24 protein-coding genes are annotated in these 24,515 nt (G+C 52.9%); 13 read left to right on the forward strand and 11 right to left on the reverse strand.

Annotation, left to right across the window (positions count from 1 at the left end):
- Positions 1-50 precede the first annotated feature (50 nt).
- From murC to mutT, 9 genes are all read left to right on the forward strand, one after another.
- Complete coding sequence (murC, locus tag HED65_RS14520) at positions 51-1,526, forward strand: UDP-N-acetylmuramate--L-alanine ligase (protein ID WP_114979092.1); 1,476 nt, start codon at positions 51-53, stop codon at positions 1,524-1,526.
- Positions 1,519-2,439, forward strand: coding sequence for a D-alanine--D-alanine ligase (locus HED65_RS14525; RefSeq protein WP_114979093.1), 921 nt, complete (start codon positions 1,519-1,521; stop codon positions 2,437-2,439). Before murC ends, HED65_RS14525 begins: the two co-directional genes overlap by 8 nt.
- Before the next feature lies 1 nt (position 2,440).
- On the forward strand, positions 2,441-3,283 hold the full coding sequence (gene ftsQ, locus HED65_RS14530) for a cell division protein FtsQ (protein WP_008501979.1): 843 nt from the start codon (positions 2,441-2,443) through the stop codon (positions 3,281-3,283).
- Complete coding sequence (gene ftsA, locus HED65_RS14535) at positions 3,280-4,536, forward strand: cell division protein FtsA (RefSeq protein ID WP_006173845.1); 1,257 nt, start codon at positions 3,280-3,282, stop codon at positions 4,534-4,536. The genes ftsQ and ftsA overlap by 4 nt, the downstream gene beginning before the upstream one ends.
- A 63-nt stretch (positions 4,537-4,599) precedes the next feature.
- Entirely contained in the window at positions 4,600-5,751 is a 1,152-nt protein-coding gene (gene ftsZ, locus HED65_RS14540) for a cell division protein FtsZ (RefSeq protein WP_008501978.1), read from the forward strand.
- Between the two features lie 101 nt (positions 5,752-5,852).
- Positions 5,853-6,770, forward strand: a complete 918-nt coding sequence (gene lpxC / locus HED65_RS14545) for a UDP-3-O-acyl-N-acetylglucosamine deacetylase (protein ID WP_008501977.1) — start codon at positions 5,853-5,855, stop codon at positions 6,768-6,770.
- A gap of 279 nt (positions 6,771-7,049) precedes the next feature.
- Entirely contained in the window at positions 7,050-7,553 is a 504-nt protein-coding gene (gene secM / locus HED65_RS14550) for a secA translation cis-regulator SecM (protein ID WP_165383608.1), read from the forward strand.
- 58 nt (positions 7,554-7,611) lie between these two features.
- Entirely contained in the window at positions 7,612-10,317 is a 2,706-nt protein-coding gene (gene secA / locus HED65_RS14555) for a preprotein translocase subunit SecA (RefSeq protein WP_114979095.1), read from the forward strand.
- Between the two features lie 57 nt (positions 10,318-10,374).
- The gene (mutT, locus tag HED65_RS14560) at positions 10,375-10,767 is read left to right on the forward strand and encodes an 8-oxo-dGTP diphosphatase MutT (RefSeq protein WP_114979096.1); all 393 of its coding nucleotides are present in this window, start codon (positions 10,375-10,377) and stop codon (positions 10,765-10,767) included.
- A gap of 34 nt (positions 10,768-10,801) precedes the next feature.
- On the opposite strand, the gene yacG is transcribed toward mutT, so the two are convergent.
- From yacG to coaE, 3 genes are read right to left on the reverse strand one after another with little or no spacing between them, the layout of a single operon-like run.
- The gene (yacG, locus tag HED65_RS14565; RefSeq protein ID WP_003856332.1) at positions 10,802-10,996 is read right to left on the reverse strand and encodes a DNA gyrase inhibitor YacG; all 195 of its coding nucleotides are present in this window, start codon (positions 10,994-10,996) and stop codon (positions 10,802-10,804) included.
- 9 nt (positions 10,997-11,005) lie between these two features.
- The gene (zapD, locus tag HED65_RS14570; RefSeq protein WP_114979097.1) at positions 11,006-11,749 is read right to left on the reverse strand and encodes a cell division protein ZapD; all 744 of its coding nucleotides are present in this window, start codon (positions 11,747-11,749) and stop codon (positions 11,006-11,008) included.
- Complete coding sequence (gene coaE / locus HED65_RS14575; RefSeq protein WP_114979098.1) at positions 11,749-12,369, reverse strand: dephospho-CoA kinase; 621 nt, start codon at positions 12,367-12,369, stop codon at positions 11,749-11,751. The genes zapD and coaE overlap by 1 nt, the downstream gene beginning before the upstream one ends.
- A gap of 228 nt (positions 12,370-12,597) precedes the next feature.
- Here coaE and HED65_RS14580 point away from each other — a divergent pair, with 228 nt between their 5' ends.
- On the forward strand, positions 12,598-13,641 hold the full coding sequence (locus HED65_RS14580) for a GMP reductase (protein WP_114979099.1): 1,044 nt from the start codon (positions 12,598-12,600) through the stop codon (positions 13,639-13,641).
- Positions 13,642-13,674: 33 nt separating this feature from the next.
- On the opposite strand, the gene hofC is transcribed toward HED65_RS14580, so the two are convergent.
- The 4 genes from hofC to nadC all read right to left on the reverse strand — a co-directional run bounded on the left by hofC (position 13,675) and on the right by nadC (position 17,747).
- A complete protein-coding gene (gene hofC / locus HED65_RS14585) occupies positions 13,675-14,859 on the reverse strand; it encodes a protein transport protein HofC (protein WP_114979100.1) in 1,185 nt (394 codons plus the stop codon).
- Positions 14,849-16,231 carry a type II secretion system protein GspE gene (gspE, locus tag HED65_RS14590; RefSeq protein WP_114979101.1) on the reverse strand — a complete coding sequence of 461 codons (1,383 nt, stop codon included), beginning with the start codon at positions 16,229-16,231 and terminating at the stop codon, positions 14,849-14,851. The genes hofC and gspE overlap by 11 nt, the downstream gene beginning before the upstream one ends.
- Before the next feature lie 10 nt (positions 16,232-16,241).
- Complete coding sequence (ppdD, locus tag HED65_RS14595; protein ID WP_114979102.1) at positions 16,242-16,679, reverse strand: prepilin peptidase-dependent pilin; 438 nt, start codon at positions 16,677-16,679, stop codon at positions 16,242-16,244.
- 174 nt (positions 16,680-16,853) lie between these two features.
- Positions 16,854-17,747: a carboxylating nicotinate-nucleotide diphosphorylase gene (gene nadC, locus HED65_RS14600; RefSeq protein WP_114979103.1), complete on the reverse strand. Its 894-nt coding sequence runs from the start codon at positions 17,745-17,747 to the stop codon at positions 16,854-16,856.
- A gap of 87 nt (positions 17,748-17,834) precedes the next feature.
- Between nadC and ampD the strand changes: the two genes are divergently transcribed.
- Both ampD and ampE read left to right on the forward strand, forming a co-directional pair.
- Complete coding sequence (ampD, locus tag HED65_RS14605) at positions 17,835-18,386, forward strand: 1,6-anhydro-N-acetylmuramyl-L-alanine amidase AmpD (RefSeq protein WP_028016699.1); 552 nt, start codon at positions 17,835-17,837, stop codon at positions 18,384-18,386.
- A 9-nt stretch (positions 18,387-18,395) separates the two neighbouring features.
- A complete protein-coding gene (gene ampE / locus HED65_RS14610) occupies positions 18,396-19,250 on the forward strand; it encodes a beta-lactamase regulator AmpE (protein WP_114979104.1) in 855 nt (284 codons plus the stop codon).
- A gap of 18 nt (positions 19,251-19,268) precedes the next feature.
- On the opposite strand, the gene HED65_RS14615 is transcribed toward ampE, so the two are convergent.
- The 4 genes from HED65_RS14615 to HED65_RS22535 form a co-directional block, all read right to left on the reverse strand.
- Complete coding sequence (locus tag HED65_RS14615) at positions 19,269-20,219, reverse strand: glycoside hydrolase family 43 protein (RefSeq protein ID WP_114979105.1); 951 nt, start codon at positions 20,217-20,219, stop codon at positions 19,269-19,271.
- 10 nt (positions 20,220-20,229) lie between these two features.
- The gene (locus HED65_RS14620) at positions 20,230-21,627 is read right to left on the reverse strand and encodes a glycoside-pentoside-hexuronide (GPH):cation symporter (RefSeq protein ID WP_114979106.1); all 1,398 of its coding nucleotides are present in this window, start codon (positions 21,625-21,627) and stop codon (positions 20,230-20,232) included.
- 166 nt (positions 21,628-21,793) lie between these two features.
- Positions 21,794-23,164 (reverse strand): aromatic amino acid transporter AroP, encoded by a 1,371-nt coding sequence (gene aroP, locus HED65_RS14625; RefSeq protein WP_114979107.1) that lies wholly within the window; start codon positions 23,162-23,164, stop codon positions 21,794-21,796.
- 46 nt (positions 23,165-23,210) lie between these two features.
- Positions 23,211-23,438, reverse strand: coding sequence for a hypothetical protein (locus HED65_RS22535; protein WP_129323925.1), 228 nt, complete (start codon positions 23,436-23,438; stop codon positions 23,211-23,213).
- Between the two features lie 263 nt (positions 23,439-23,701).
- On the opposite strand from HED65_RS22535, the gene pdhR reads away from it, so the two are divergent.
- A complete protein-coding gene (pdhR, locus tag HED65_RS14630) occupies positions 23,702-24,466 on the forward strand; it encodes a pyruvate dehydrogenase complex transcriptional repressor PdhR (RefSeq protein ID WP_008501960.1) in 765 nt (254 codons plus the stop codon).
- Positions 24,467-24,515: the final 49 nt, after the last annotated feature.

Below are 24,515 nucleotides of genomic sequence, written 5' to 3' on the forward strand. Positions count from 1 at the left end.
CAGCGCGTGTTGCGCTGCACGAATTTTAAGTAGTCGATGGCGTTTAGAGAATGAATACACAACAACTGGCAAAACTGCGTTCAATCGTGCCCGAGATGCGTCGCGTCCGGCACATTCACTTTGTTGGCATCGGTGGTGCTGGCATGGGCGGTATTGCCGAAGTGTTAGCTAACGAAGGTTATCAGATCAGCGGGTCTGACCTCGCGCCAAACCCTGTTACGCAGCAACTGGCGTCGCTTGGGGCGACTATCTATTTCAACCATCGCCCGGAAAACGTGCGCGATGCGAGCGTGGTGGTGGTATCGAGCGCCATCTCCTCTGACAACCCGGAAATTGTTGCCGCGCATGAAGCGCGCATTCCGGTGATCCGCCGTGCAGAAATGCTGGCGGAACTGATGCGTTTCCGCCACGGTATCGCGATTGCCGGTACCCACGGTAAAACCACGACCACGGCGATGGTCTCCAGTATTTATGCGGAAGCGGGTCTCGACCCAACCTTCGTCAATGGCGGTCTGGTCAAAGCCGCAGGCGTACATGCGCGTCTGGGACACAGTCGTTATTTGATTGCGGAAGCAGATGAGAGCGACGCGTCGTTCCTGCACCTGCAGCCGATGGTGGCGATTGTCACTAACATCGAAGCTGACCATATGGATACCTACCAGGGTGACTTCGAGAACTTAAAACAGACTTTCATCAACTTCCTGCATAACCTGCCGTTCTATGGACGCGCGGTGATGTGCGTAGACGATCCGGTGATCCGCGAGCTGCTGCCGCGTGTCGGGCGTCAAATCACCACTTATGGTTTCAGCGAAGATGCTGATGTCCGTGTGGAAGATTACAAACAGATTGGTGCGCAGGGGCATTTCACCCTCGCGCGTCAGGACAAAGAACTGCTGCACGTGACGCTGAATGCGCCAGGACGTCATAACGCCCTGAATGCGGCAGCGGCAGTTGCTGTTGCAACGGAAGAGGGCATTGATGACGATGCGATCCTGCGGGCGCTGGAGAGCTTCCAGGGTACTGGCCGTCGTTTCGACTTCCTCGGTGAATTCCCGCTGGACGCCGTGAACGGTAAATCCGGCACCGCGATGCTGGTGGACGACTACGGTCATCATCCAACTGAAGTGGACGCGACCATCAAAGCTGCGCGCGCTGGCTGGCCTGACAAGAATCTGGTCATGATCTTCCAGCCGCACCGCTTCACGCGTACCCGCGATCTGTATGATGACTTCGCCAGCGTGCTGTCACAGGTAGATACGCTGCTCATGCTGGATGTGTACTCTGCAGGCGAAACCGCGATTCCAGGTGCAGACAGCCGTTCATTATGCCGCACCATTCGTGGCCGCGGTAAAGTTGACCCTATTCTGGTTTCTGACCCGGTACAGGTGGCAGAAATTCTGGCTCCGGTACTGACAGGTAACGATTTGATTCTGATTCAGGGTGCGGGAAATATCGGCAAAATCGCCCGTACCTTAGCCGAAATCAAACTGAAGCCGCAAACCCAGGAGGATGAGCATCATGGCTGATAAGATTGCTGTCCTGTCTGGTGGTACCTCCGCAGAGCGTGAGGTTTCCCTGAATTCCGGCGCGGCTGTACTGGCGGGCCTGCGTGAAGGTGGTGTCAATGCCCATCCGGTCGATCCGAAAGAGACGGATGTAACACAACTGAAAGCGATGGGCTTCGATAAGGTCTTTATCGCGCTGCACGGTCGTGGTGGCGAAGACGGTACCCTGCAGGGGCTGCTGGATTTAATCGGCATGCCTTACACCGGCAGTGGCGTGATGGCTTCCGCGATCTCTATGGATAAACTGCGCAGCAAACTGCTGTGGCAGGGCGCTGGCTTGCCTGTCGCGCCATGGGTTGCACTGACGAGCCGTGAATTTGAATTGGGCCTGAAGGACAGCGTTAATTCACGCATTGCGGCGCTGGGCTTACCGGTTATTGTTAAGCCGAGCCGGGAAGGTTCAAGTGTAGGGATGTCTAAAGTTGATAAAGCTGAAGATTTATCAGCCGCTTTAGAACTTGCATTTCAACATGATGAAGAAGTTCTGATTGAAAAATGGCTCAGCGGACCGGAATTTACCGTTGCGATGCTTGGCGAAGAAATTTTACCGTCAATTCGTATCCAACCCGCTGGAGTCTTCTATGATTATGAGGCGAAGTATCTCTCTGATGAGACGCAATATTTCTGCCCAAGTGGTCTTGAAGCAGAACGTGAAGCCGATTTACAGTCCCTGGTGCTTAAAGCCTGGAATGTTCTTGGATGTCGCGGCTGGGGACGCATTGATGTCATGCTCGACAGTGATGGCCAATTTTACTTGCTGGAAGCCAATACTTCGCCAGGCATGACCAGCCACAGCCTTGTGCCGATGGCTGCACGTCAGGCGGGAATGAGTTTCTCGCAGTTAGTCGTACGTATTCTGGACCAGGCGGGCTGATATGTCTCAGGCTGCATTGAACACACGCAACCGCGATGACGAAGAAGAATACACTTCTTCACGCCGGAGTAATGGAACGCGTCTTGCAGGGATTATTTTCCTGCTCGGGGTGCTGTGCACCGTGTTTATCAGCGGCTGGATGGTTCTGGGCTGGATGGAAGACGCACAACGGTTACCGCTTTCTAAGCTGGTGGTAACGGGTGAACGTCACTACACGCGAAACGATGATATTCGCCAGTCAATTCTGGCGCTGGGATCGCCTGGCACCTTTATGACTCAGGACGTCAATATTATCCAGAGCCAGATTGAACGTCTGCCGTGGATAAAACAGGCGAGTGTAAGAAAGCAATGGCCTGATGAATTGAAGATTCATCTGGTTGAATATGTGCCCATTGCGCGTTGGAATGATCAGCACATGGTTGACGTAGACGGAAATTCCTTCAGCGTCCCGACCGATCGTGTCAACAAGCAAAATTTACCGATGTTGTATGGCCCTGAAGGCAGCGAAAATGAAGTGTTACAGGGTTTTCGCGAAATGGGGCAGGTGCTGGCGAAAGACAGGTTTACGTTAAAAGATGCTGCCATGACGGCACGCCGCTCCTGGCAGTTGACGTTAACGAACGGCATTAAGCTTAACCTGGGTCGCGGCGACACCATGAAGCGTCTGGCGCGTTTTGTAGAACTTTACCCGGTTTTACAGCAGCAGGCACAGACTGACGGCAAACGGATAAGCTACGTTGATTTGCGCTATGACTCAGGCGCAGCAGTCGGTTGGGTACCGGCTCCGGTCGAGGAACCTAATCAGCAACAGAATCAGGCACAGGTACAGGCAGAACAACAATGATCAAGGCGACGGACAGAAAACTGGTAGTTGGACTGGAGATTGGCACTGCGAAAGTTGCCGCTTTAGTAGGGGAAGTTCTGCCCGACGGTATGGTCAATATCATTGGCGTGGGCAGTTGCCCGTCCCGTGGTATGGATAAAGGTGGGGTAAATGATCTTGAATCGGTGGTGAAGTGCGTACAGCGCGCCATCGATCAGGCTGAATTAATGGCAGATTGCCAGATTTCTTCTGTCTATCTGGCCCTTTCTGGTAAGCATATTAGCTGCCAGAACGAAATCGGTATGGTGCCGATTTCTGAAGAAGAAGTAACACAGGAAGACGTTGAAAACGTTGTGCATACGGCGAAATCCGTGCGTGTCCGCGATGAGCATCGCGTTCTGCATGTGATCCCGCAGGAATATGCCATCGACTACCAGGAAGGGATCAAGAACCCGGTAGGCCTTTCTGGCGTGCGTATGCAGGCAAAAGTGCACCTGATCACATGTCACAACGATATGGCGAAGAACATTGTAAAAGCTGTTGAACGTTGTGGCCTGAAAGTTGACCAACTTATTTTCGCCGGTCTGGCGGCAAGTTATTCCGTGCTGACCGAAGATGAACGTGAACTGGGCGTCTGTGTGGTCGATATTGGTGGTGGTACAATGGACATGGCCGTATATACCGGCGGTGCTCTGCGCCACACCAAAGTGATCCCTTACGCAGGGAATGTTGTGACCAGCGATATTGCTTACGCTTTTGGTACGCCACCGAGCGATGCAGAAGCGATTAAAGTGCGCCATGGTTGTGCGCTGGGGTCTATCGTTGGGAAAGATGAGAGCGTTGAAGTGCCAAGCGTAGGTGGTCGTCCACCGCGCAGTCTGCAACGCCAGACGCTGGCAGAGGTGATTGAGCCGCGCTATACCGAGTTGCTCAATCTTGTCAACGAAGAGATTTTACAGTTACAGGAACAGCTTCGTCAGCAGGGTGTTAAACATCATCTCGCGGCGGGGATTGTATTAACCGGCGGTGCAGCGCAAATTGAAGGTCTTGCGGCCTGTGCTCAGCGCGTGTTCCATACGCAGGTGCGTATTGGTGCGCCACTGAATATCACCGGTTTAACGGATTATGCTCAGGAGCCGTATTATTCAACGGCTGTGGGCCTGCTCCACTACGGGAAGGAATCTCATCTCAGTGGTGAAGCAGAAGTGGAAAAACGCGTCTCAGTGGGGTCGTGGGTCAAACGACTGAACAACTGGTTGCGAAAAGAGTTTTAATTTTTTTAAGAGACCGGAGAGAATTAGCGGTCTCGGGCGACAGGCACAACGGAGAGAGAAATTATGTTTGAACCTATGGAACTGACCAACGACGCGGTGATTAAAGTCATCGGCGTCGGTGGTGGCGGCGGTAACGCCGTAGAGCATATGGTGCGTGAACGCATTGAAGGTGTTGAATTCTTCGCAGTTAACACCGATGCCCAGGCACTGCGTAAAACGGCTGTTGGCCAGACAATCCAGATCGGCGGTGGTATCACCAAAGGGCTGGGCGCTGGGGCTAACCCGGAAGTCGGTCGCAATGCGGCTGAAGAAGATCGTGAAGCCCTGCGTGCTGCACTGGAAGGTGCGGACATGGTCTTCATCGCAGCAGGCATGGGTGGCGGTACCGGTACTGGTGCAGCACCTGTTGTGGCTGAAGTCGCTAAAGATTTAGGTATCCTGACCGTTGCTGTCGTTACCAAGCCTTTCAATTTTGAAGGCAAGAAGCGTATGGCCTTCGCGGAGCAGGGTATCACCGAGCTGTCCAAACATGTGGACTCTCTGATCACCATCCCGAACGACAAGCTGTTGAAAGTTCTGGGTCGCGGTATCTCCCTGCTGGACGCCTTTGGCGCAGCAAACGACGTGCTGAAAGGCGCGGTTCAGGGTATCGCCGAACTGATTACCCGTCCTGGCCTGATGAACGTTGACTTTGCAGACGTTCGCACCGTGATGTCCGAAATGGGCTACGCAATGATGGGCTCTGGCGTGGCGAGCGGTGAAGACCGTGCAGAAGAAGCGGCTGAAATGGCTATCTCTTCTCCACTGCTGGAAGATATCGATCTGTCTGGTGCGCGCGGCGTGCTGGTCAACATTACCGCTGGCTTTGACCTGCGTCTGGATGAGTTCGAAACCGTGGGTAACACCATCCGTGCGTTCGCCTCTGATAACGCGACCGTGGTAATCGGTACATCCCTTGACCCGGAAATGAACGACGAACTGCGCGTGACTGTGGTTGCTACCGGTATTGGTATGGACAAGCGTCCTGAAATCACGCTGGTGACTAACAAACAGACTCAGCAACCGGTAATGGACCGTTACCAGCAGCACGGTATGTCTCCTTTGACTCAGGAGCAGAAGCCGGCCGCGAAAGTGGTTAATGACCCAACACCGCAAACTGCGAAAGAGCCAGATTATCTGGATATCCCGGCGTTCCTGCGTAAGCAAGCTGACTAAGAATTGGCTGGAATTTGGGGATTTGCGCTCTTTGTGCTAAACTGGCCCACCGTTAGTGATATACACTCTCGGTTGGATAGTTAATTTGGCGAGATTATACGATGATCAAACAAAGGACACTTAAACGTATCGTTCAGGCGACTGGCGTCGGTTTACATACCGGCAAAAAAGTCACACTGACGTTGCGCCCTGCGCCGGCCAATACCGGGGTCATCTATCGTCGCACCGACTTGAATCCACCGGTAGATTTTCCGGCCGATGCCAAATCTGTGCGTGATACTATGCTCTGTACTTGTCTGGTGAACGAGCATGACGTGCGGATTTCTACCGTAGAGCACCTGAACGCCGCCCTGGCGGGTCTGGGTATCGATAACATTATTGTTGAAGTCGATGCGCCAGAAATCCCGATTATGGATGGTAGTGCTGCTCCGTTCGTTTATCTGTTGCTGGATGCTGGCATCGAAGAACTGAACTGCGCGAAGAAATTTGTTCGCATCAAAGAGACCGTTCGTGTCGAAGATGGCGACAAGTGGGCTGAATTCAAACCGTACAATGGTTTCTCGTTGGACTTCACCATCGACTTTAACCATCCGGCGATTGATTCCAGCACCCAACGCTATGCGATGAACTTCTCTGCTGATGCATTTATGCGCCAGATCAGCCGTGCCCGTACATTTGGCTTCATGCGTGATATCGAATATCTGCAGTCCCGCGGCCTGTGCCTGGGCGGCAGCTTCGATTGTGCCATCGTTGTTGACGATTATCGCGTACTGAACGAAGACGGCCTGCGTTTCGAAGATGAATTCGTTCGTCATAAAATGCTGGACGCTATCGGCGACCTGTTCATGTGTGGTCACAACATCATTGGTGCATTTACCGCGTTCAAATCCGGTCATGCACTGAACAACAAACTGTTGCAGGCGGTCCTGGCAAAACAGGAAGCCTGGGAATATGTGACCTTCGAAGACGAAGCAGAGCTGCCTCTGGCGTTCAAAGCACCAAGCATGGTTCTGGCGTAACGGTTCAAGCCGTTTCGTAAAAAATCGACTGGTTAACCTGGTACTCTCTCCGACCAGGGAGACCAGTCGTTTTTATTTATACCTATCTTCATTTTTGCCCTCAGTCCCCCAATCCGTTGCCATACGTTGAAAATCTGTGCGTTAGCTGCATTCTTGACCGTTTTTCCCCGCAGTAGTACGTCATTCCTGCTGCTGTGTATTGGCTTTAGTGGTAATATCTGGGCGCTTAAAAGAATAACTGACTTCAGCCTGTAAAGGCTGACTTATGTGGTGGAGCAAGTGAGCGGAATACTGACGCGCTGGCGACAATTTGGCAGACGTTACTTCTGGCCGCATCTCTTATTAGGGATGGTCGCGGCGAGTCTCGGCTTGCCTGCGCTCAGTAACAGTGCTGAAGCGGCAACACCGCCGAAAACCTCCACAACCAAACACGATCTCAATACGCGGGTTAACTTCACTAACCTCGCGTGGCTTGAAGCCAGTCGCCGCCCTAATTTCTCAGTAGATTACTGGCACCAGCACGCCATTCGCACGGTTATCCGCCATTTGTCATTTGCGATGGCCCCGCAGGCAATGCCTGTTGCTGAAACGGCGCGGCCGGAGCAGGCTCAGCATCTTGCCCTGCTCGACACACTCAATGCGCTGCTCACCCAGGATAGCCAGCCACCGGTCATGGTTCGTCAGACGGCGCAATTCGCGTTCGTTTCTCCTGCCTCATTCTCTGTTTCAACATGGATTAGCCAGGTTCACGGCATTCGCGCCGGGCCTCAACGCCTCAGTTAAATTAACTTTTTCAATACCTTAATTTATCTGCCCACGACAGGGCGTTTGAGAATTTATTATGCTAATCAAATTATTAACAAAAGTTTTTGGTAGTCGTAACGATCGTACCCTGCGCCGTATGCGCAAAGCTGTCGCTGTCATCAATGGCATGGAACCGGCGATGGAGAAGCTCTCTGATGACGAGCTGAAAGCCAAAACGGCGGAATTCCGTGCGCGTCTGGAAAAAGGTGAAACCTTAGAAAGCCTGATCCCGGAAGCTTTCGCCGTGGTCCGTGAAGCGAGTAAGCGTGTGTTCGGCATGCGTCACTTCGATGTTCAGCTGCTGGGTGGTATGGTGCTCAACGAACGTTGCATCGCGGAAATGCGTACCGGTGAAGGTAAAACCCTGACCGCAACGCTGCCGGCATACCTGAACGCGCTGACCGGTAAAGGCGTTCACGTCGTCACCGTCAACGACTATCTGGCACAGCGTGACGCCGAAAACAACCGTCCACTGTTTGAATTCCTCGGTATGACTGTCGGCATCAACATGTCTGGTCTGCCTGCGCCAGCCAAGCGTGAAGCGTATAACGCGGATATTACCTACGGCACCAACAACGAATACGGATTCGACTACCTGCGTGACAACATGGCGTTCAGCCCGGAAGAGCGCGTACAGCGTAAGCTGCACTATGCGCTGGTGGATGAGGTGGACTCCATCCTGATCGATGAAGCGCGTACTCCGCTGATTATCTCCGGCCCGGCTGAAGACAGCTCTGAGATGTACCGTAAAGTCGACAAAATCATTCCACACCTGCTGCGTCAGGAGAAAGAAGACTCCGATACCTTCCAGGGTGAAGGCCACTTCTCCGTTGATGAAAAAGCGCGCCAGGTGAACCTGACCGAGCGTGGTCTGGTGAAAATTGAAGAGCTGTTGGTCGCTGAAGGCATCATGGAAGAGGGCGAGTCTCTGTACTCTCCGAGCAACATCATGCTGATGCACCACGTGACCGCCGCCCTGCGTGCCCACGCGCTGTTCACCCGCGATGTCGACTACATCGTAAAAGACGGCGAAGTGATCATCGTCGATGAACACACCGGCCGTACCATGCAGGGCCGCCGCTGGTCTGATGGTCTGCACCAGGCTGTGGAAGCCAAAGAAGGTGTGGATATTCAGAATGAAAACCAGACGCTGGCCTCTATCACCTTCCAGAACTACTTCCGTCTGTACGAGAAGCTGGCGGGCATGACCGGTACTGCCGATACCGAAGCGTTTGAATTTAGTTCCATCTATAAGCTGGATACCGTAGTCGTTCCAACCAACCGTCCAATGATCCGTAAGGATATGCCGGACCTGGTGTACATGACCGAAGCGGAAAAAATTCAGGCGATCATCGAAGATATTCGCGATCGTACTGCGAATGGTCAGCCGGTTCTGGTAGGGACCATCTCTATCGAGAAATCTGAAGTGGTTTCTCACGAGCTGACTAAAGCGGGTATCAAACACAACGTTCTGAACGCCAAATTCCACGCCAAAGAAGCTGATATCGTTGCGCAGGCAGGTTATCCGGCTGCAGTGACCATCGCCACCAACATGGCGGGTCGTGGTACTGATATTATGCTGGGCGGTAGCTGGCAGGCTGAAATTGCAGAGCTGGAAAACCCAACGCCTGAACAGATTGCGCAGATCAAAGCTGACTGGCAGGTACGTCATGACGCGGTTCTGGCGTCCGGTGGTCTGCATATTATTGGTACCGAGCGTCACGAATCTCGTCGTATTGATAACCAGCTGCGTGGTCGTGCGGGTCGTCAGGGTGATGCCGGTTCTTCCCGTTTCTACTTGTCTATGGAAGATGCGCTGATGCGTATTTTCGCCTCTGACCGTGTTTCCGGCATGATGCGTAAGCTTGGCATGAAGCCAGGCGAAGCCATTGAGCACCCGTGGGTCACTAAAGCGATTGCTAACGCACAGCGTAAAGTGGAAAGCCGCAACTTCGATATTCGTAAGCAACTGCTGGAATATGATGACGTTGCTAACGATCAGCGTCGTGCAATCTACACCCAGCGTAACGAACTGCTGGATGTGTCTGACGTGAGCGAAACCATTAACAGCATTCGCGAAGACGTATTCAAAGCGACTATCGACGCGCATATCCCACCGCAATCTCTGGAAGAGATGTGGGATATCGAAGGTCTGCAGGAACGTCTGAAAAACGACTTTGACCTCGAGCTGCCAATCAAAGAGTGGCTGGACAAAGAACCTGAGCTGCATGAAGAAACCCTGCGCGAACGTATCTTCGAAACCGCGCTGGATGTGTACAAGCGTAAGGAAGAAGTCGTTGGCGCTGAGATGATGCGTCACTTCGAAAAAGGTGTGATGCTGCAGACCCTGGACTCACTGTGGAAAGAGCACCTGGCGGCGATGGACTACCTGCGTCAGGGTATCCACCTGCGTGGCTATGCGCAGAAAGATCCGAAGCAGGAATATAAGCGTGAATCCTTCTCGATGTTTGCGTCGATGCTGGAGTCACTGAAATATGAAGTGATCAGCACCCTGAGCAAGGTTCAGGTGCGCTTGCCGGAAGAAGTGGAAGCGATGGAGCAGCAGCGTCGCGAAGAAGCTGAGCGTCTGGCACAGATGCAACAACTGAGCCACCAGACTGACGACAGCGAAGCCGCAGCGGCGATCGCGGCGCAGACAGGCGATCGTAAAGTGGGTCGTAACGATCCGTGCCCATGTGGTTCCGGTAAAAAATACAAGGCGTGCCACGGCCGTCTGAACTAAGTTCATATAAAAGCAAAAAGGCGCAGATATCTGCGCCTTTTTTATGGAAGTGACACTATGAAAATACTGCAAATTGCCGTCGGGATTATTCGCAACCCGCAAAACCAAATCTTCATCACCCAGCGCGCGGCTGACGCCCATATGGCGAACAAATGGGAGTTCCCGGGTGGGAAAATTGAATCAGGTGAAACGCCGGAAGAGGCGCTGGTTCGCGAACTGCAGGAAGAGGTGGGGATTACTCCACTTGGTGCAACGCTGTTTGATAAGCTCGAATACCAGTTTCCGGACAGGCACATCACGCTGTGGTTCTGGCTGGTAGAAAGCTGGGAAGGTGACCCCTGGGGGAAAGAGGGACAACCGGGTAATTGGGTTGAACTTCAGGTAAGTGATGCCGAAAAATTCCCACCGGCTAATGAACCTGTGATCCGCCGATTAGTGGCAAACAGGTAGGCCTGCTAAGCGAAGCGCCAGCAGGCTTTATACGTTACTGCTGGTTCTCGCTCCAGTCATCGCTATCCGAGAGATCGCCTTCACTCGGAATGCGTTTCTCCTCCGCTGCCCATTCTCCCAGATCAATCAACTGACAGCGTTTACAGCAGAATGGGCGGAACGGGCTCACTTCGCCCCAGACAACGGTTTTGCCACAGGTTGGGCAGTTTACGGTGGTTACGTCAGACATCAGTACTCCTCAACAACAGGCCAGTTCAAAATCGAGACGTTCTGGCACGGTACCATTTTCACTGTCCAGCGGCATAAAGCGAATGGCAAAACGACTTTTATGTCCGGAAATTTGTGGGTAAAGCTGTTCGCCAAGCGATAAATTCAGGCGCAGAAGATCGGCATCATCACCGTTATCCTGATAGAAACCGTTCAGGCTGGTTTGCTTACGGAATGGGGCTGAGTTACGGATCAGATCGAGGATAAGCGACAGCGTCTGGTGCATCGGCTCCAGACTTGCCAGCCAGCAGTTCACCTGTGCGTCACGTTGAGCTTGCGGCATATGCAGCCACATATGAAGCGTCGGGAGATCGAAACTACAGCAACCTCCTGGGATGCTCAGACGTTGGCGTACCAGGCCAATCAGGCGGTCTTCACGCAAAAATTGTCCAACACGTGGCGCAGCCATCAGAATGGTACTGCTGGCTTTCAACTGCTGGCGGAGATCGTCGATACGGCTTTGATCAACACCGGGGACCTCAGTCCAGGCCTGCAATTTACGCTGCTGGCGCTCCAGCTCTTTGAGCAATTCTGTGCGGACATCCCCGCGTTCAATCACATCCAGCAGATCGCCCACGTTACGGAAGAAGTGTAACGCTGTGGCATGATCGTTGACAGGCAGATGTTGTGAAAGCTGTTGAATGAGAAATTCGATGCGTAACCAGGTACGCATTTTTTCGTTGAGCGGATGCTCAAAAAGGATGTGAGTCGACATTATGGTTTTTCCTGTGCAACGGTCTGCGCGGCAAACGTCAGATACTGCGCGTGCAGACGGGCAACATCCGATGCAATGGCATCTGGTGCGCCGTTATTATCAATAACATCATCCGCAACGGCAAGGCGCTGAGCGCGAGTGGCCTGAGCGGCAAGAATTTGTTCAGCATGTTCACGCGAGACGTGGTCGCGCATCATGGTACGCTGGATTTGCGTTTCGGGATAAACATCAATAACCAGCACCCGGTCGGCTTTTTTCTGCAACTGATTTTCCACCAGTAACGGAACCACCCACAATACATAGGGTGAGCTGGCTGCGGCAATCTGACGCTGGGTTTCCTGGTGGATAATGGGGTGGAGCAAGGCATTAAGCCAGATCTTTTCTGCAGAATCAGAAAAAATGCATTCACGAAGCTGGCGGCGATTGAGCGTACCATCCGCATTGATGATTGTCTGACCAAAATGTTCTTTGATGGCCTTTAATGCGGGTGTATTAGGTGCTACCACCTGACGGGCAATGATATCGGCATCAATAATCGTGATACCCAGACGAGAAAAAGCGTCCGCAACGGTACTTTTGCCACTACCGATGCCGCCGGTTAATGCGACGATATACCCCATTAAATCAAATCCTGGGAATTATTCATTATTAAAATCAGTTGATTAAAATTCCTGCGTGCGCCAACAACTGTTTAGCCCTCTTTACCTGCTTTTTACCAGGTAAATTTATAGGATTGTAGCGTAAAAAAAGAGAATTTCGCAGTCTTGCGGAGCAGGTATTAGTGCGTATGATAGCGTCACTGGAGTTGTGCTTTTAATATATTTGCCTCTAACCCCAGGAATCCGCACATGCGTATTGAAGAAGATCTGAAGTTAGGTTTCAAAGACGTTCTTATCCGCCCTAAACGCTCTACACTGAAAAGTCGCTCAGACGTTGAACTCGAACGTCAATTCACCTTTAAACATTCCGGTCAGACCTGGTCTGGTGTGCCAATTATTGCTGCCAACATGGACACAGTGGGCACATTCGAAATGGCAACGGCGCTGGCAAAATTTGATGTTCTCACCGCTGTGCATAAGCATTACAGCCCTGAAGAGTGGAATGCATTTGTTGCGTCATCCTCTGATGATGTCGTTAAGCATGTCATGGTTTCTACCGGCACATCCGATGCGGATTTTGAGAAGACCAAACAGATCCTGAATGCAAATCCAGCACTAAACTTCGTCTGTATTGATGTGGCTAACGGTTATTCCGAGCACTTCGTGCAGTTTGTCAGCAAGGCTCGCGAAGCCTGGCCGACCAAAACCATCATCGCGGGTAACGTGGTGACTGGCGAAATGTGTGAAGAACTGATCCTTTCCGGTGCCGATATTGTGAAAGTGGGCATTGGCCCGGGGTCCGTATGCACCACGCGCGTCAAAACCGGTGTCGGTTATCCGCAACTTTCCGCTGTGATTGAGTGCGCTGATGCTGCGCATGGACTGGGCGGTCAGATCATCAGCGACGGTGGTTGCACCATGCCGGGTGATGTTGCGAAGGCCTTTGGCGGCGGCGCAGACTTTGTGATGCTCGGCGGTATGCTGGCAGGCCACGAAGAGAGTGGTGGCACCGTGGTTGAAGAGAATGGCGAGAAATTCATGCTGTTCTACGGGATGAGCTCTGAATCTGCGATGACCCGTCATGTCGGTGGTGTAGCAAAATACCGCGCGGCTGAAGGTAAAACCGTGAAGCTGCCACTGCGTGGCCCGGTCGAAAACACTGCGCGCGATATCCTTGGCGGTTTACGCTCAGCCTGCACCTATGTTGGGGCATCTCGTCTGAAAGAGCTGACGAAACGTACTACGTTTATCCGCGTTCAGGAGCAGGAAAACCGCGTATTCAATAGCCTGTAATAGCTTCAGCTGGCGCATGCCTGTGCGCCAGCATTATCCTGCGCTCATCGCATCCCCCAGATGGAAAATAGGCAGGTACATTGCCACCACCAGTGTGCCGATGATGACTCCCGTCACAATCAGAAGCAAAGGCTCCAGAAGTGCCGCCAGGTTATCTGCCTGCTGGAAGGTTTGCTCCGTGTGATGGTGGGCAAGGTTCTTCAGCATGACGTCCAACGCCCCTGACATTTCACCGGTTCGTAAAAGCTGAATACACAGCGGGGTAAAGATTGCCGTCTTCTGGAAGGATGACCAGATGGGGAGACCTTTTTCAATGTCCTCCCGCACATTGCGGAGAACTCCTTGCCAGTACTGATTTTCAACGGTTTCCTCCGCGCTCTCCAGCCCCTGTAAAAAGGGAATGCCCGCCTGTTGTGTGAGCGACAGCACGGTAAAGATCTGTCCCAGTTTTTGGCCCTTTGCCAGTGCGCCCATGACGGGAGTATGCAGCAAAATACGTTGCCAGCGAGGGTCATTCCGCAGAATCCAGGCGGCAGCCACAGGTACAAGCAGTACAGCGAACAGTGCGAGGGAATATGACTGCATAAAAGCGGCCATCCCCATGACAATCTGTGTCAGTAGCGGGAGCGGAGTATTAAACGTCCTGTAGATAGCGGCAAATTCGGGCAAGACCAGAGTGATCATCGCCAGCACGACAAGTACGGCCAGCATCAGGATTATCATCGGATAGCGCAGTGCCTTTTTCACTTTTGCACTGAGCTGCTGCTGCGACTTTTGTTGCTGTGCTAGCTGGCGGCAACACTCTTCCAGTTTTCCTGTTAGCTCACCGGTTTTCACCATCGAGACATGCAATGGACTAAAGACCGCAGGCCATCGCTTTAGTGCCTCTGAAAAAGGGCATCCTTCACTAAGTTCATCGGCAATGCTTTGCAGGAGTGCCTGCCAGGGCTTTAATGGATGCTGGTCCGCCAGCATTTGCAGACTATGGGATAATGTCAGCCCAGCCTGCAGAAGAGTCGCGAGCTGGCGAAACATCTCGTAGCAGTGATGTGGCCGCCAGCGGTATCGCTGTGAGCATCGGGTCACTGTCAGCGGATGCAACTCGTTACGCATCAGCCTGGTGAAAGCCGCATTACGGTCTGTCGCCCAGAGTGTTCCACTCCGGGGCTCTCCTTCAATGGAAAGCGCTCGCCAGCGCCAGAGTTGATTAGCAACCATCGGGCATTCCCAGGACGCGCAACAACTCTTCGAGTGTAGTCAGACCCTGTTCAACCGCGATACAGCCGTGTTCGAACAGGGAGAGCATTCCTGCCTGTCGGGCACTTGCTTCTATCACTTCGGTTCCTGCCCCGCTGGCAATGGCCTGACGCAGGAAATTATCGATCACAAGAACTTCAAAAATGGCCACGCGGCCATAGAAACCGTGATAGCAGCGATCGCAACCTGTGGGTTGCCAGCGTGGAAGCGGTCTGCACCAGACTGAGCGAGGTAATTCAGCGTTTTCGTTGGCTTCCCGGCGACAATGTGGGCAAAGACGACGAACCAGGCGCTGAGCAATCACCATCGAGAGTGCGGAAGATATCATCCAGCGCGCCACGCCCATCTGCTCCAGGCGAGTCAGGGCTTCTGTTGTTGAGTTAGTGTGCAGCGTCGATAACACCAGATGCCCGGTCTGGGCGGCATTAATGGCAATCTCAGCCGTTTCACCATCACGAATTTCGCCGACCATAATGATGTCAGGATCCTGACGTAGCAGCGCTCTCAGCACGCTCTGAAATGTTAAACCCGCGCGGGGATTAATTTGTGTCTGATTTAATCCCACAAGCGGGATCTCAATGGGATCCTCCACGCTACAGATGTTGACATCCGGCGTGTTGCGCGCTTGCAACGCACTGTAAAGCGTCACCGTTTTTCCACTGCCAGTGGGACCCGTGACCAGAATCAGCCCCTGTGGCTGATGGAGAACGTCGGTAAAGCAGGTCAGTTGTTCAGTACTCATACCGAGTGCTTTCGCCTCAAGAGCCTGCTGAACCTGATGCAACAAGCGCAGAACAATCTTTTCGCCACCGCTGCAGGGAAGTGTGGCGATTCGAAATGAGACAGGCTCATTTGCCAGCTCAATCGTAAACTGACCGTCCTGCGGTAAACGGCGTTCAGCAATATCCAGGTTACCTAACACTTTTAAACGCGCGCTGAACTGGGTTGCCATTGCTGCAGAAATCGGAGGTTGCGGGCACAGTACGCCGTCAATACGTAAGCGGATCTGGCATGCGTGCTCCATCGGTTCGATATGAATGTCGGAAGCGCGTTGATTTATCGCCTGTTGCAGCGTGTGGTTGAGGATATCCACTGCTGAATGTGATGGAGAAACGACAGGCAGATGCGATTGTGACGTTAACTGCCGGTGTTTTTCCATACGCTCAGTACTCCAGCATTCGATATCAATCCGTTTCTGGGTCGCGAAACGCAGCGCTTCCATTAGCTCACTACCTGGGTTTCCCACGACGGCGATGCTAATCATGTCACTATCGCTGGTTAGCAGCAGAGCGTGATGGCGCAGACAGAGTGCCACGAGTTGATCCGTATTCATTCTCTGCTCCTCAGTTAGTGTCGAAGCGGAAAACATCTTCGCAAGCCTGTTTAAGGGCACTGTCAGCACTGATGTTGCAGTCACGCATCCAGCCCGTCATACCGTTGCCGTCGTTCCACTGTGGCGTCATGACCACCTCCAGCCCATTGAGACTCTCCTGGCCTGTTAAGGTCACGATCCCTTTCGCCACGCTCATTCCTGAGACGTAACGCGTCGTGGTGGGGGAAGGAATGCCGTTACTGCCCGCGTCACAGCGTTCCACACCACCATGATCCAGTGCGCAAAGTTCAATGGCGGTACGGTAGGGAATGAAGGTTTGTAGCATATCGGTCAGTGCCGCTTTTCGCAGGTAGTTCTGGTAGGCGGGTACGCCGATGGCACTCAGAATTGCAATAATGCCAATGACTACCATCAGCTCAATGAGTGTGAATCCCTGTTGTCTGTCCATGTCTGCTCCTTATGTCGAATGGCGCTACTCTGGCAGCGCAAAAGAGCAGGGGCGAGGGACAAAAAAGGGAACGGGAAGGGGTCTTCAGAGAATTCATTTGGTGTTGCAGGGAAGGACAACGGATTTGCGAGCGGGGCTGAAATTCCCCTCTCCGGGCGGAGAGGGGAGAAGACACTATTTAAAGCGCATCGAGAGGTCGAGGGCTCGCACGTGTTTGGTCAGCGCCCCGACGGAGATGTAATCAACCCCGGTCTCGGCGAATTCACGGATAGTATCGAACGTCACGTTACCGGATACCTCAAGCTGAGCCTGGCCGTTAGTCAGTTTTACTGCTTCGCGCATCTGCTCTGTTTCGAAGTTATCGAGCATGATGATATCGGCCCCGGCCTTTATCGCCTGCACCAGTTCTTCCAGGTTTTCGACTTCCACTTCAACAGGGACATCCGGGTGTAGCCAGAAGGCTTTTTCAACCGCCTGACGTACCGAACCCGAGGCGATAATATGGTTCTCTTTAATCAGGAACGCGTCTGATAACCCCAGCCGGTGGTTTGCACCACCAGCACAGAGCACCGCGTATTTCAGCGCCGTACGCAGGCCCGGCAGTGTTTTACGGGTATCCAGTAACTGTGTACGGGTGCCGACAAGCAGGTCAACGTAGCGGCGTACTTCACTTGCCACCCCGGATAAGGTCTGGACGAAGTTAAGCGCGGTTCGTTCACCGGTGAGCAAAACGCGGGACGGACCATTCAGCTCAAACAGCGGCTGGTTTGCCGTAATCACATCGCCGTCTTCAACATGCCAGGTGATCTGCACATCATCACCTGCCAGTTGGGTAAAGACCTCTTCAACCCAGCGCTTACCGCAAAAAACGCCATCTTCACGGGTGATAATGACGGCGTGCGAACGTGCTTCTTTTGGCAATAATTGGGCAGTAATATCCTTTTCGGCATTGATGTCACCGCCCAGATCTTCTTTCAAAGCATGGGCAACGCTTGCCGGAATATCCATATTAATACGTTCCAGAAGCGCTTCACGTCGGTGGTCGGGGTTGTAGCGGCGAGGCGGCATGATAAAACTCCAAATTGGTAACGAATCATAATATTGAAACATGCTACTCTGAACCGAGTAACAGCACCATACATAAGGAGTTCCAGCATGTTGTTAGAAAACGGATGGCTGGTGGATGCGCGGCATGTGCCCTCGCCGCACCACGACTGCCGCCCGGAGGATGAAAAGCCCACACTGCTGGTTGTTCATAATATTAGTCTCCCGCCGGGTGAGTTTGGCGGCCCGTGGATCGATGCGTTATTCACAGGAACGATAGATCCTGATGCACATCCTTTCTTTGCTGAGATTGCACATCTGCGCGTGTCGGCTCATTGTCTGATTCGTCGCGATGGTGAAGTCGTTCAGTATGTTCCCTTTGATAAACGCGCCTGGCATGCCGGGGTGTCGATGTACCAGGGGCGTGAACGATGCAACGATTTTTCTATCGGAATCGAACTGGAAGGCACTGACACCGTGCCCTATACCGATTCACAGTATCAACAACTCGTGGCTGTAACCAAAACGCTTATTGGACTCTACCCGGCCATTGCCGAAAATATCACGGGACACAGTGATATCGCTCCGGCGAGAAAAACCGATCCCGGCCCAGCCTTTGACTGGTCCCGGTTTCGCGCCATGCTTACTGCGCCGTCAGAATAAGGAGATAACATGACGTTGTTTACCATGCTGCTGGTCATCATCGCTGAACGCCTGTTCAAACTCGGCGAGCACTGGCATCTGGATCACCGGCTGGAGGTGCTTTTCCGCCGGATTAAGCACTTCTCCATGCTGCGCACGCTGCTGATGCTGGCAGGGGTGATGGTGATTACGTTTCTGCTGCTGCGCTCGCTGCACGGACTCTTTTTCAACGTACCGTTACTGGTCGTGTGGATCCTGCTTGGAGTGTTGTGCATTGGTGCGGGTAAGGTGCGTTTGCATTATCACGCTTATCTTAAAGCGGCATCTCATGATGATGCCCATGCACGCAGTGCGATGGCGAGCGAACTGACCATGATCCATGGGGTACCACCGGATTGCGATGAACGTGAGTTTTTACGTGAACTGCAAAACGCACTGCTGTGGATTAACTTTCGTTACTACCTGGCACCGCTGTTCTGGTTTGTGGTGGGGGGCCCGTGGGGACCGGTATTGCTGATGGGGTATGCTTTTCTTCGTGCCTGGCAGACCTGGCTTGCCCGCTATCTGACACCGCATGAACGCTTGCAGTCCGGGATTGATGCCATTTTGCATGTGCTTGACTGGCTCCCGGTGCGGTTCGTGGGTGTGGTATATGCGTTGATTGGTCACGGCGAAAAAGCGCTGCCCGCGTGGTTCGCTTCTCTTGCCGATCGTCATACGTCGCAGTACCAGGTGTTAACGCGTCTGGCGCAGTTCTCTCTGGCGCTCGAGCCGCATACCGATAAGATTGAAACGCCAAAAGCCGCTGTGTCGATGGCGAAGAAAACGTCATTTGTGGTGGTGGTTGTGGTGGCGCTGCTGACCATTTACGGCACGCTGGTGTAGGCCAGCGCGCCATAAACACTAAAGTGTATCCGCAGGCGGGATGCCGAAATCAGGCATCCCGTTTTCTTTCCAACGGACAAGCTTCAGGCGGGTATGACGGTTCGGATCGTAAAGCGGATCACCCTCAATTTCGGTGTAGTTACGTGCGTGATACACCAGCACATCTTCCCCATCCGGCGTCTGCGTAAAACTGTTGTGCCCGGGCCCATACTGGCGATTTTCATCGCTGGTGGTGAATACCGGGCGCGGAGATTTCTGCCAGTTCGCCGGGTTTTGCGGATCGGCGGTCATATCGATCCACAATAAACCCATGCAGTAGTTCTCATCGGTCGCGCTGGCGGAATAGCTGATGAAGAGTTTGTCGCCGTGAAACAGTACTGCCGGGCCTTCGTTAACCCAGAATCCGCGGCACTCCCAGTCATACTCTGGCTTACTGAGCATCACCGGCTCGCCTTTCAGTGTCCATGGATTGTCCATTTCACACAGATAGAGGTTGGAGTTACCGGAGATATCCGGGGCTTTTTGCGCCCACAGATACCAGCGTTTCCCCTGGTGCACAAACGTGGTGGCATCCAGTGCAAAGGTGTCAAATGGCGTGATGACCTGACCTTTCTTCTCCCATGTGCCCGCGAGCGGATCGCGGTCAGTACATTCCAGCACAAACATGCGGTGCTGGAACATGCCGAGCCTGTCGAGCGCCTGAGTGTGTGCCGCCGCAAAGTAGATGTACCACTTACCGTCAATATGATGCAGCTCCGGCGCCCATATTAACTCGCTCATAGGACCGGAGTCGGGTTTACGCCACACCACCACTTCGTCGGCGCTGCGCAGCCCTTCCAGCGAATCTGCGCGGCGGATTGCCAGCCTGTCATACTGCGGTACGGAGGCAATAAAATAGTATTGCCCCTCGTGGTACAAAATGTACGGATCGGCGCGTTGCTCAATAAACGGGTTTGGCCAGGTTTGCATTCGGCTTTCCTTATTTTGTCTCAGCGGCTTTGAGTTCCGGATAATCGTTCAGCTCGCGATAGTTGTTACGACGTTTTTGCAGATCGGACTGGATCTGCTTCATGGTTTCGCGGTCCACTTTCAGCAGACGCACCACTCCCGCAGTAATCAGATATCCCACGCCCGGAATAACCGTGAACAGCAGCACAATACCGTTGATGGCGTCCGCGCTCTGCGCTTTCGCACCGGCGTCGTAACCGTACCAGGAGAGCAGGAAGCCTACCATTGCACCGGCAACAGCCAGCCCCAGTTTGAGGAAGAAGATGTTGCCGGAGAAACTGATACCTGTGATGCGTTTTCCGGTTTTCCACTCGCCGTAATCGTCCACATCGGCCATCAGCGACCAGTGCAACGGAGACGGGATTTGGTGCAGGATATTCAGCAGGAAGTAGAGCACGACGATGGTGACGGTGGCTTTCGGGTCGAAGAAATAGAATGCGCAGGAGAAAATTGCCAGCGCGATGTTGGTCCAGAAAAACACCTTCAGCTTACACCAGCGGTCAGTTAATACTTTCGCCAGCATACTGCCGAGCATCATGCCGACCACCCCGAGGCTGATAAACAGCGTGGCGAAGTGGGTGCTCTGGCCCATCACCCAGGTGACGTAATACATGGTCGCCGCCATGCGGATAAAACCCGGGCAGACGTTGCACAGGGTTAATAGCAGAATGCGCACCCATTGATCGTTCTTCCACACGTCTTTCAGGTCGTTTTTCAATTCGTCATGCGTCTGTACCGCCGGGCGCACACGCTCGCGAACGGTGGCGAAGCAGAACAGGAACATACAGGTACCAATCAGCGCCAGTACGGTCATCGCCATCTGGTAACCTTTCGCTTTGTTATCCCCACCAAACCAGTCGGCCATCGGCAGCAAAGTGAGTGACAGCAGCAGTGTCGCGATACCGACCATCACGAAGCGATAAGACTGACAGGCGACGCGCTCTTTAGGATCGTTAGTAATCACGCCACCCAGCGAGCAGTACGGAATGTTGATGGCGGTGTAGGTCAGCGACAGCAGGAAGTAGGTGACAAAGGCATAGATAACTTTGCTGTTATAGCTCCACTCTGGCGTGGTAAACATCAGGATGCTGAACAGTGCATAGGGGACGGCGATCCACAGCAGCCATGGACGAAACCGCCCATATTTACTGCGGGTACGGTCAGCGATAGCACCCATAATAGGGTCTGTTACGGCATCAATGACACGAACAGACAACAGCAATACGCCGACTAATGCAGGTGCCAGACCAAAAATATCCGTATAGAAATAGTTAACAAACAACATGATGGTGCCGAAGATGATGTTGCATCCTGCGTCTCCCATCCCATAGCCGATCTTTTCTTTTACTGACAGTTTGTTGTTATCCATTAACTGCTCTCCAGGTTGCGGTATGGAGAGAATTATTTGCTGGCAAAGGAATTTTTGCGTTGCAGTATCGCGTCGGGGATATGGATAAAATTGCTGTTGGCGGGAATTTGTGAGGAAGGTAACAACACTCTGCACACCGGAAAGGCGTGCAGAGTGGAAGGGCAGATTAGTGTGCTTTCACCGCGTTGCCGTTTTTCTGTTTAACCAGATAACCCACGCCGAGGATCGCAATCCAGACCGGGATCAGGTACACAGAAATCGCCATCCCCGGGGTCATCAGCATGATGACCAGCACAGCGGCCATGAACAGCAGACACACCCAGTTACCCAGCGGATAAAGCAGAGCCGGGAAACGCGTAGTCACACCTTGCTGCTGTTTGGCGCGGCGGAACTTGATGTGCGCCAGACTGATCATCGCCCAGTTGATAACCAGAGCCGAAACCACCAGTGCCATCAGCAGTCCGAAGGCGGATTCCGGGGCCAGATAGTTAATCAGTACGCACAGCGCCGTCACAATGGCCGATACGATAATGGTGTTTACCGGCACACCACGTTTGTCGACGTTGAGCAGGGCTTTCGGGGCGTTACCTTGCTGAGCCAGACCAAACAGCATACGGCTGTTGCAGTATACGCAGCTGTTGTAAACAGACAGAGCAGCGGTCAGCACCACGATATTCAGGGCGTTTGCCACGAAGGTATCGCCCAACTCGTGGAAGATCAGCACAAACGGGCTGGTATCCGCGGTCACGCGCGTCCATGGCAGCAGAGAGAGCAGCACGGCCAGTGAACCCACATAGAAGATCAGAATACGGTAGATAACCTGGTTAGTGGCTTTCGGGATGCTCTGCTCCGGGTTGTCGGCTTCAGCGGCGGTGATACCGACCAGTTCCAGCCCCCCAAAGGAGAACATAATGATAGCCATCATCATCACCAGCCCACTCATCCCGTGTGGCAGGAATCCGCCCTGTTCCCACAGGTTACGTACCGTTGCCTGCGGGCCACCGTTACCGCTGAACAGCAGCCAGCCACCGAAGATGATCATTGCCACAACGGCGATGACTTTGATGATGGCGAACCAGAACTCCATCTCTCCGAACACTTTTACGTTGGTCAGGTTAATGGCGTTGATAATAACGAAGAAGGCTGCAGCAGAGGCCCAGGTTGGGATCTCCGGGTACCAGAACTGAATGTACTTACCGACAGCGGTAAGTTCAGCCATGGCAACCAGTACGTACAGCACCCAGTAGTTCCAGCCAGAGGCGAAGCCCGCGAAGCTTCCCCAGTACTTATAGGCAAAGTGACTGAAAGAACCAGCAACGGGTTCTTCAACGACCATTTCACCTAACTGACGCATAATCAGAAAAGCAATAAAACCTGCGATAGCGTAACCCAAAATAATGCCAGGACCGGCTGACTGGATAACGGATGCGCTTCCCAGGAACAGGCCAGTGCCGATAGCACCACCCAATGCGATGAGCTGTATATGGCGGTTTTTCAGGCCGCGCTTTAGCTGATCGCCGTGCTGTTGAGCTTCCATTTGAAACCTCGTGTGTGGTTGTTATGTTCACGCTGGGCGTGTGTAATTATGAATGTCCGTTTTCTGTATTTATTTCTTTACGGTTAATGATACCGAAAAAATCGTAGATGACTTCCGTAAGCGCCAGAATAGTGGTAAGTGCCTGCGAATGCACCTGCTTTATGAAGGGCTGATGACGAGTTGAATAAAAAGAAAGCATTTGTAAATCACTCCGCGAACCTTTCTTACCCCAACCTATAGAATAGAAATGCGCCATAAGTGGGCTAATTTTCATTATTTGCTTTGTTGAATCGCTTCAGATTGCAAAAACCCTCGTTTCAATATGGTTAAAACTCCCTCTTTGTGAGTAATCAACTCATTTGTGCAAAGTTACATTTCTGAAACGTTATTTCTGTAAGGTTGTTAAAATGTGCAGCGTTTACTGATTTCAATCAAAACCAATATGGACAGAAGGTGAATACTTTGTTACTTTAGCGATACGAAATAGAAATTGGTAAGACCAATTGACTCCGGGCAAAAAGGCGTAAGACAGGGAATATGGCCTACAGCAAAATTCGCCAACCAAAACTATCTGATGTGATTGAGCAGCAGCTGGAGTTTTTAATCCTCGAAGGGACTCTGCGCCCGGGTGAGAAACTTCCGCCAGAACGCGAGCTGGCAAAACAGTTCGACGTTTCACGTCCCTCTCTGCGTGAGGCGATTCAACGTCTCGAAGCAAAGGGTTTGCTGCTTCGTCGCCAGGGCGGCGGAACCTTTGTGCAAAACAGCCTGTGGCAGAGCTTCAGCGATCCGCTGGTAGAACTTCTCTCTGACCACCCAGAATCCCAGTTTGACCTGCTTGAGACCCGTCACGCGCTTGAAGGTATTGCGGCCTATTACGCCGCCCTTCGCAGCACTGATGAAGATCGCGTGCGTATCCGTGAACTGCATCAGGCCATTGAACGGGCACAGCAGTCCGGCGATTTAGACGCCGAGTCCAGCGCCGTCGTCCAGTATCAAATCGCCGTCACCGAAGCGGCCCACAACGTGGTGCTTCTCCATCTGCTACGCTGCATGGAGCCCATGCTGGCCCAGAACGTTCGTCAGAATTTTGAATTGTTGTATGCCCGTCGGGACATGCTCCCACTGGTAAGCAACCATCGCACCCGAGTATTCGAGGCGATAATGGCCGGGGAACCGGAGCAGGCGCGCGAAGCGTCGCACCGGCATCTGGCTTTCATTGAGGAAATCTTGCTGGACCGCAGCCGTGAACAATCGCGTCGCGAACGTTCATTACGCCGCATACAGCAACGAAAGGATTAAGCGCCAGGTACTTTTAGAGCGCGGCAACTAAACGCAGAACCTGTCTTAT

It is taken from the genome of Pantoea sp. LS15, from assembly GCF_012241585.1.
Classification (GTDB): Bacteria; Pseudomonadota; Gammaproteobacteria; order Enterobacterales; family Enterobacteriaceae; genus Enterobacter.

Excerpts from the sequence above, each read along its gene's own strand:
- murC (WP_114979092.1), top strand. The coding sequence starts at position 51 with ATGAATACACAACAACTGGCAAAACTGCGTTCAATCGTGCCCGAGATG.
- HED65_RS14525 (WP_114979093.1), top strand. The coding sequence starts at position 1,519 with ATGGCTGATAAGATTGCTGTCCTGTCTGGTGGTACCTCCGCAGAGCGT.
- ftsQ (WP_008501979.1), top strand. The coding sequence starts at position 2,441 with ATGTCTCAGGCTGCATTGAACACACGCAACCGCGATGACGAAGAAGAA.
- ftsA (WP_006173845.1), top strand. The coding sequence starts at position 3,280 with ATGATCAAGGCGACGGACAGAAAACTGGTAGTTGGACTGGAGATTGGC.
- ftsZ (WP_008501978.1), top strand. The coding sequence starts at position 4,600 with ATGTTTGAACCTATGGAACTGACCAACGACGCGGTGATTAAAGTCATC.
- lpxC (WP_008501977.1), top strand. The coding sequence starts at position 5,853 with ATGATCAAACAAAGGACACTTAAACGTATCGTTCAGGCGACTGGCGTC.
- secA (WP_114979095.1), top strand. The coding sequence starts at position 7,612 with ATGCTAATCAAATTATTAACAAAAGTTTTTGGTAGTCGTAACGATCGT.
- mutT (WP_114979096.1), top strand. The coding sequence starts at position 10,375 with ATGAAAATACTGCAAATTGCCGTCGGGATTATTCGCAACCCGCAAAAC.
- yacG (WP_003856332.1), bottom strand. The coding sequence starts at position 10,996 with ATGTCTGACGTAACCACCGTAAACTGCCCAACCTGTGGCAAAACCGTT.
- zapD (WP_114979097.1), bottom strand. The coding sequence starts at position 11,749 with ATGTCGACTCACATCCTTTTTGAGCATCCGCTCAACGAAAAAATGCGT.
- coaE (WP_114979098.1), bottom strand. The coding sequence starts at position 12,369 with ATGGGGTATATCGTCGCATTAACCGGCGGCATCGGTAGTGGCAAAAGT.
- HED65_RS14580 (WP_114979099.1), top strand. The coding sequence starts at position 12,598 with ATGCGTATTGAAGAAGATCTGAAGTTAGGTTTCAAAGACGTTCTTATC.
- hofC (WP_114979100.1), bottom strand. The coding sequence starts at position 14,859 with ATGGTTGCTAATCAACTCTGGCGCTGGCGAGCGCTTTCCATTGAAGGA.
- gspE (WP_114979101.1), bottom strand. The coding sequence starts at position 16,231 with ATGAATACGGATCAACTCGTGGCACTCTGTCTGCGCCATCACGCTCTG.
- ppdD (WP_114979102.1), bottom strand. The coding sequence starts at position 16,679 with ATGGACAGACAACAGGGATTCACACTCATTGAGCTGATGGTAGTCATT.
- nadC (WP_114979103.1), bottom strand. The coding sequence starts at position 17,747 with ATGCCGCCTCGCCGCTACAACCCCGACCACCGACGTGAAGCGCTTCTG.
- ampD (WP_028016699.1), top strand. The coding sequence starts at position 17,835 with ATGTTGTTAGAAAACGGATGGCTGGTGGATGCGCGGCATGTGCCCTCG.
- ampE (WP_114979104.1), top strand. The coding sequence starts at position 18,396 with ATGACGTTGTTTACCATGCTGCTGGTCATCATCGCTGAACGCCTGTTC.
- HED65_RS14615 (WP_114979105.1), bottom strand. The coding sequence starts at position 20,219 with ATGCAAACCTGGCCAAACCCGTTTATTGAGCAACGCGCCGATCCGTAC.
- HED65_RS14620 (WP_114979106.1), bottom strand. The coding sequence starts at position 21,627 with ATGGATAACAACAAACTGTCAGTAAAAGAAAAGATCGGCTATGGGATG.
- aroP (WP_114979107.1), bottom strand. The coding sequence starts at position 23,164 with ATGGAAGCTCAACAGCACGGCGATCAGCTAAAGCGCGGCCTGAAAAAC.
- HED65_RS22535 (WP_129323925.1), bottom strand. The coding sequence starts at position 23,438 with ATGAAAATTAGCCCACTTATGGCGCATTTCTATTCTATAGGTTGGGGT.
- pdhR (WP_008501960.1), top strand. The coding sequence starts at position 23,702 with ATGGCCTACAGCAAAATTCGCCAACCAAAACTATCTGATGTGATTGAG.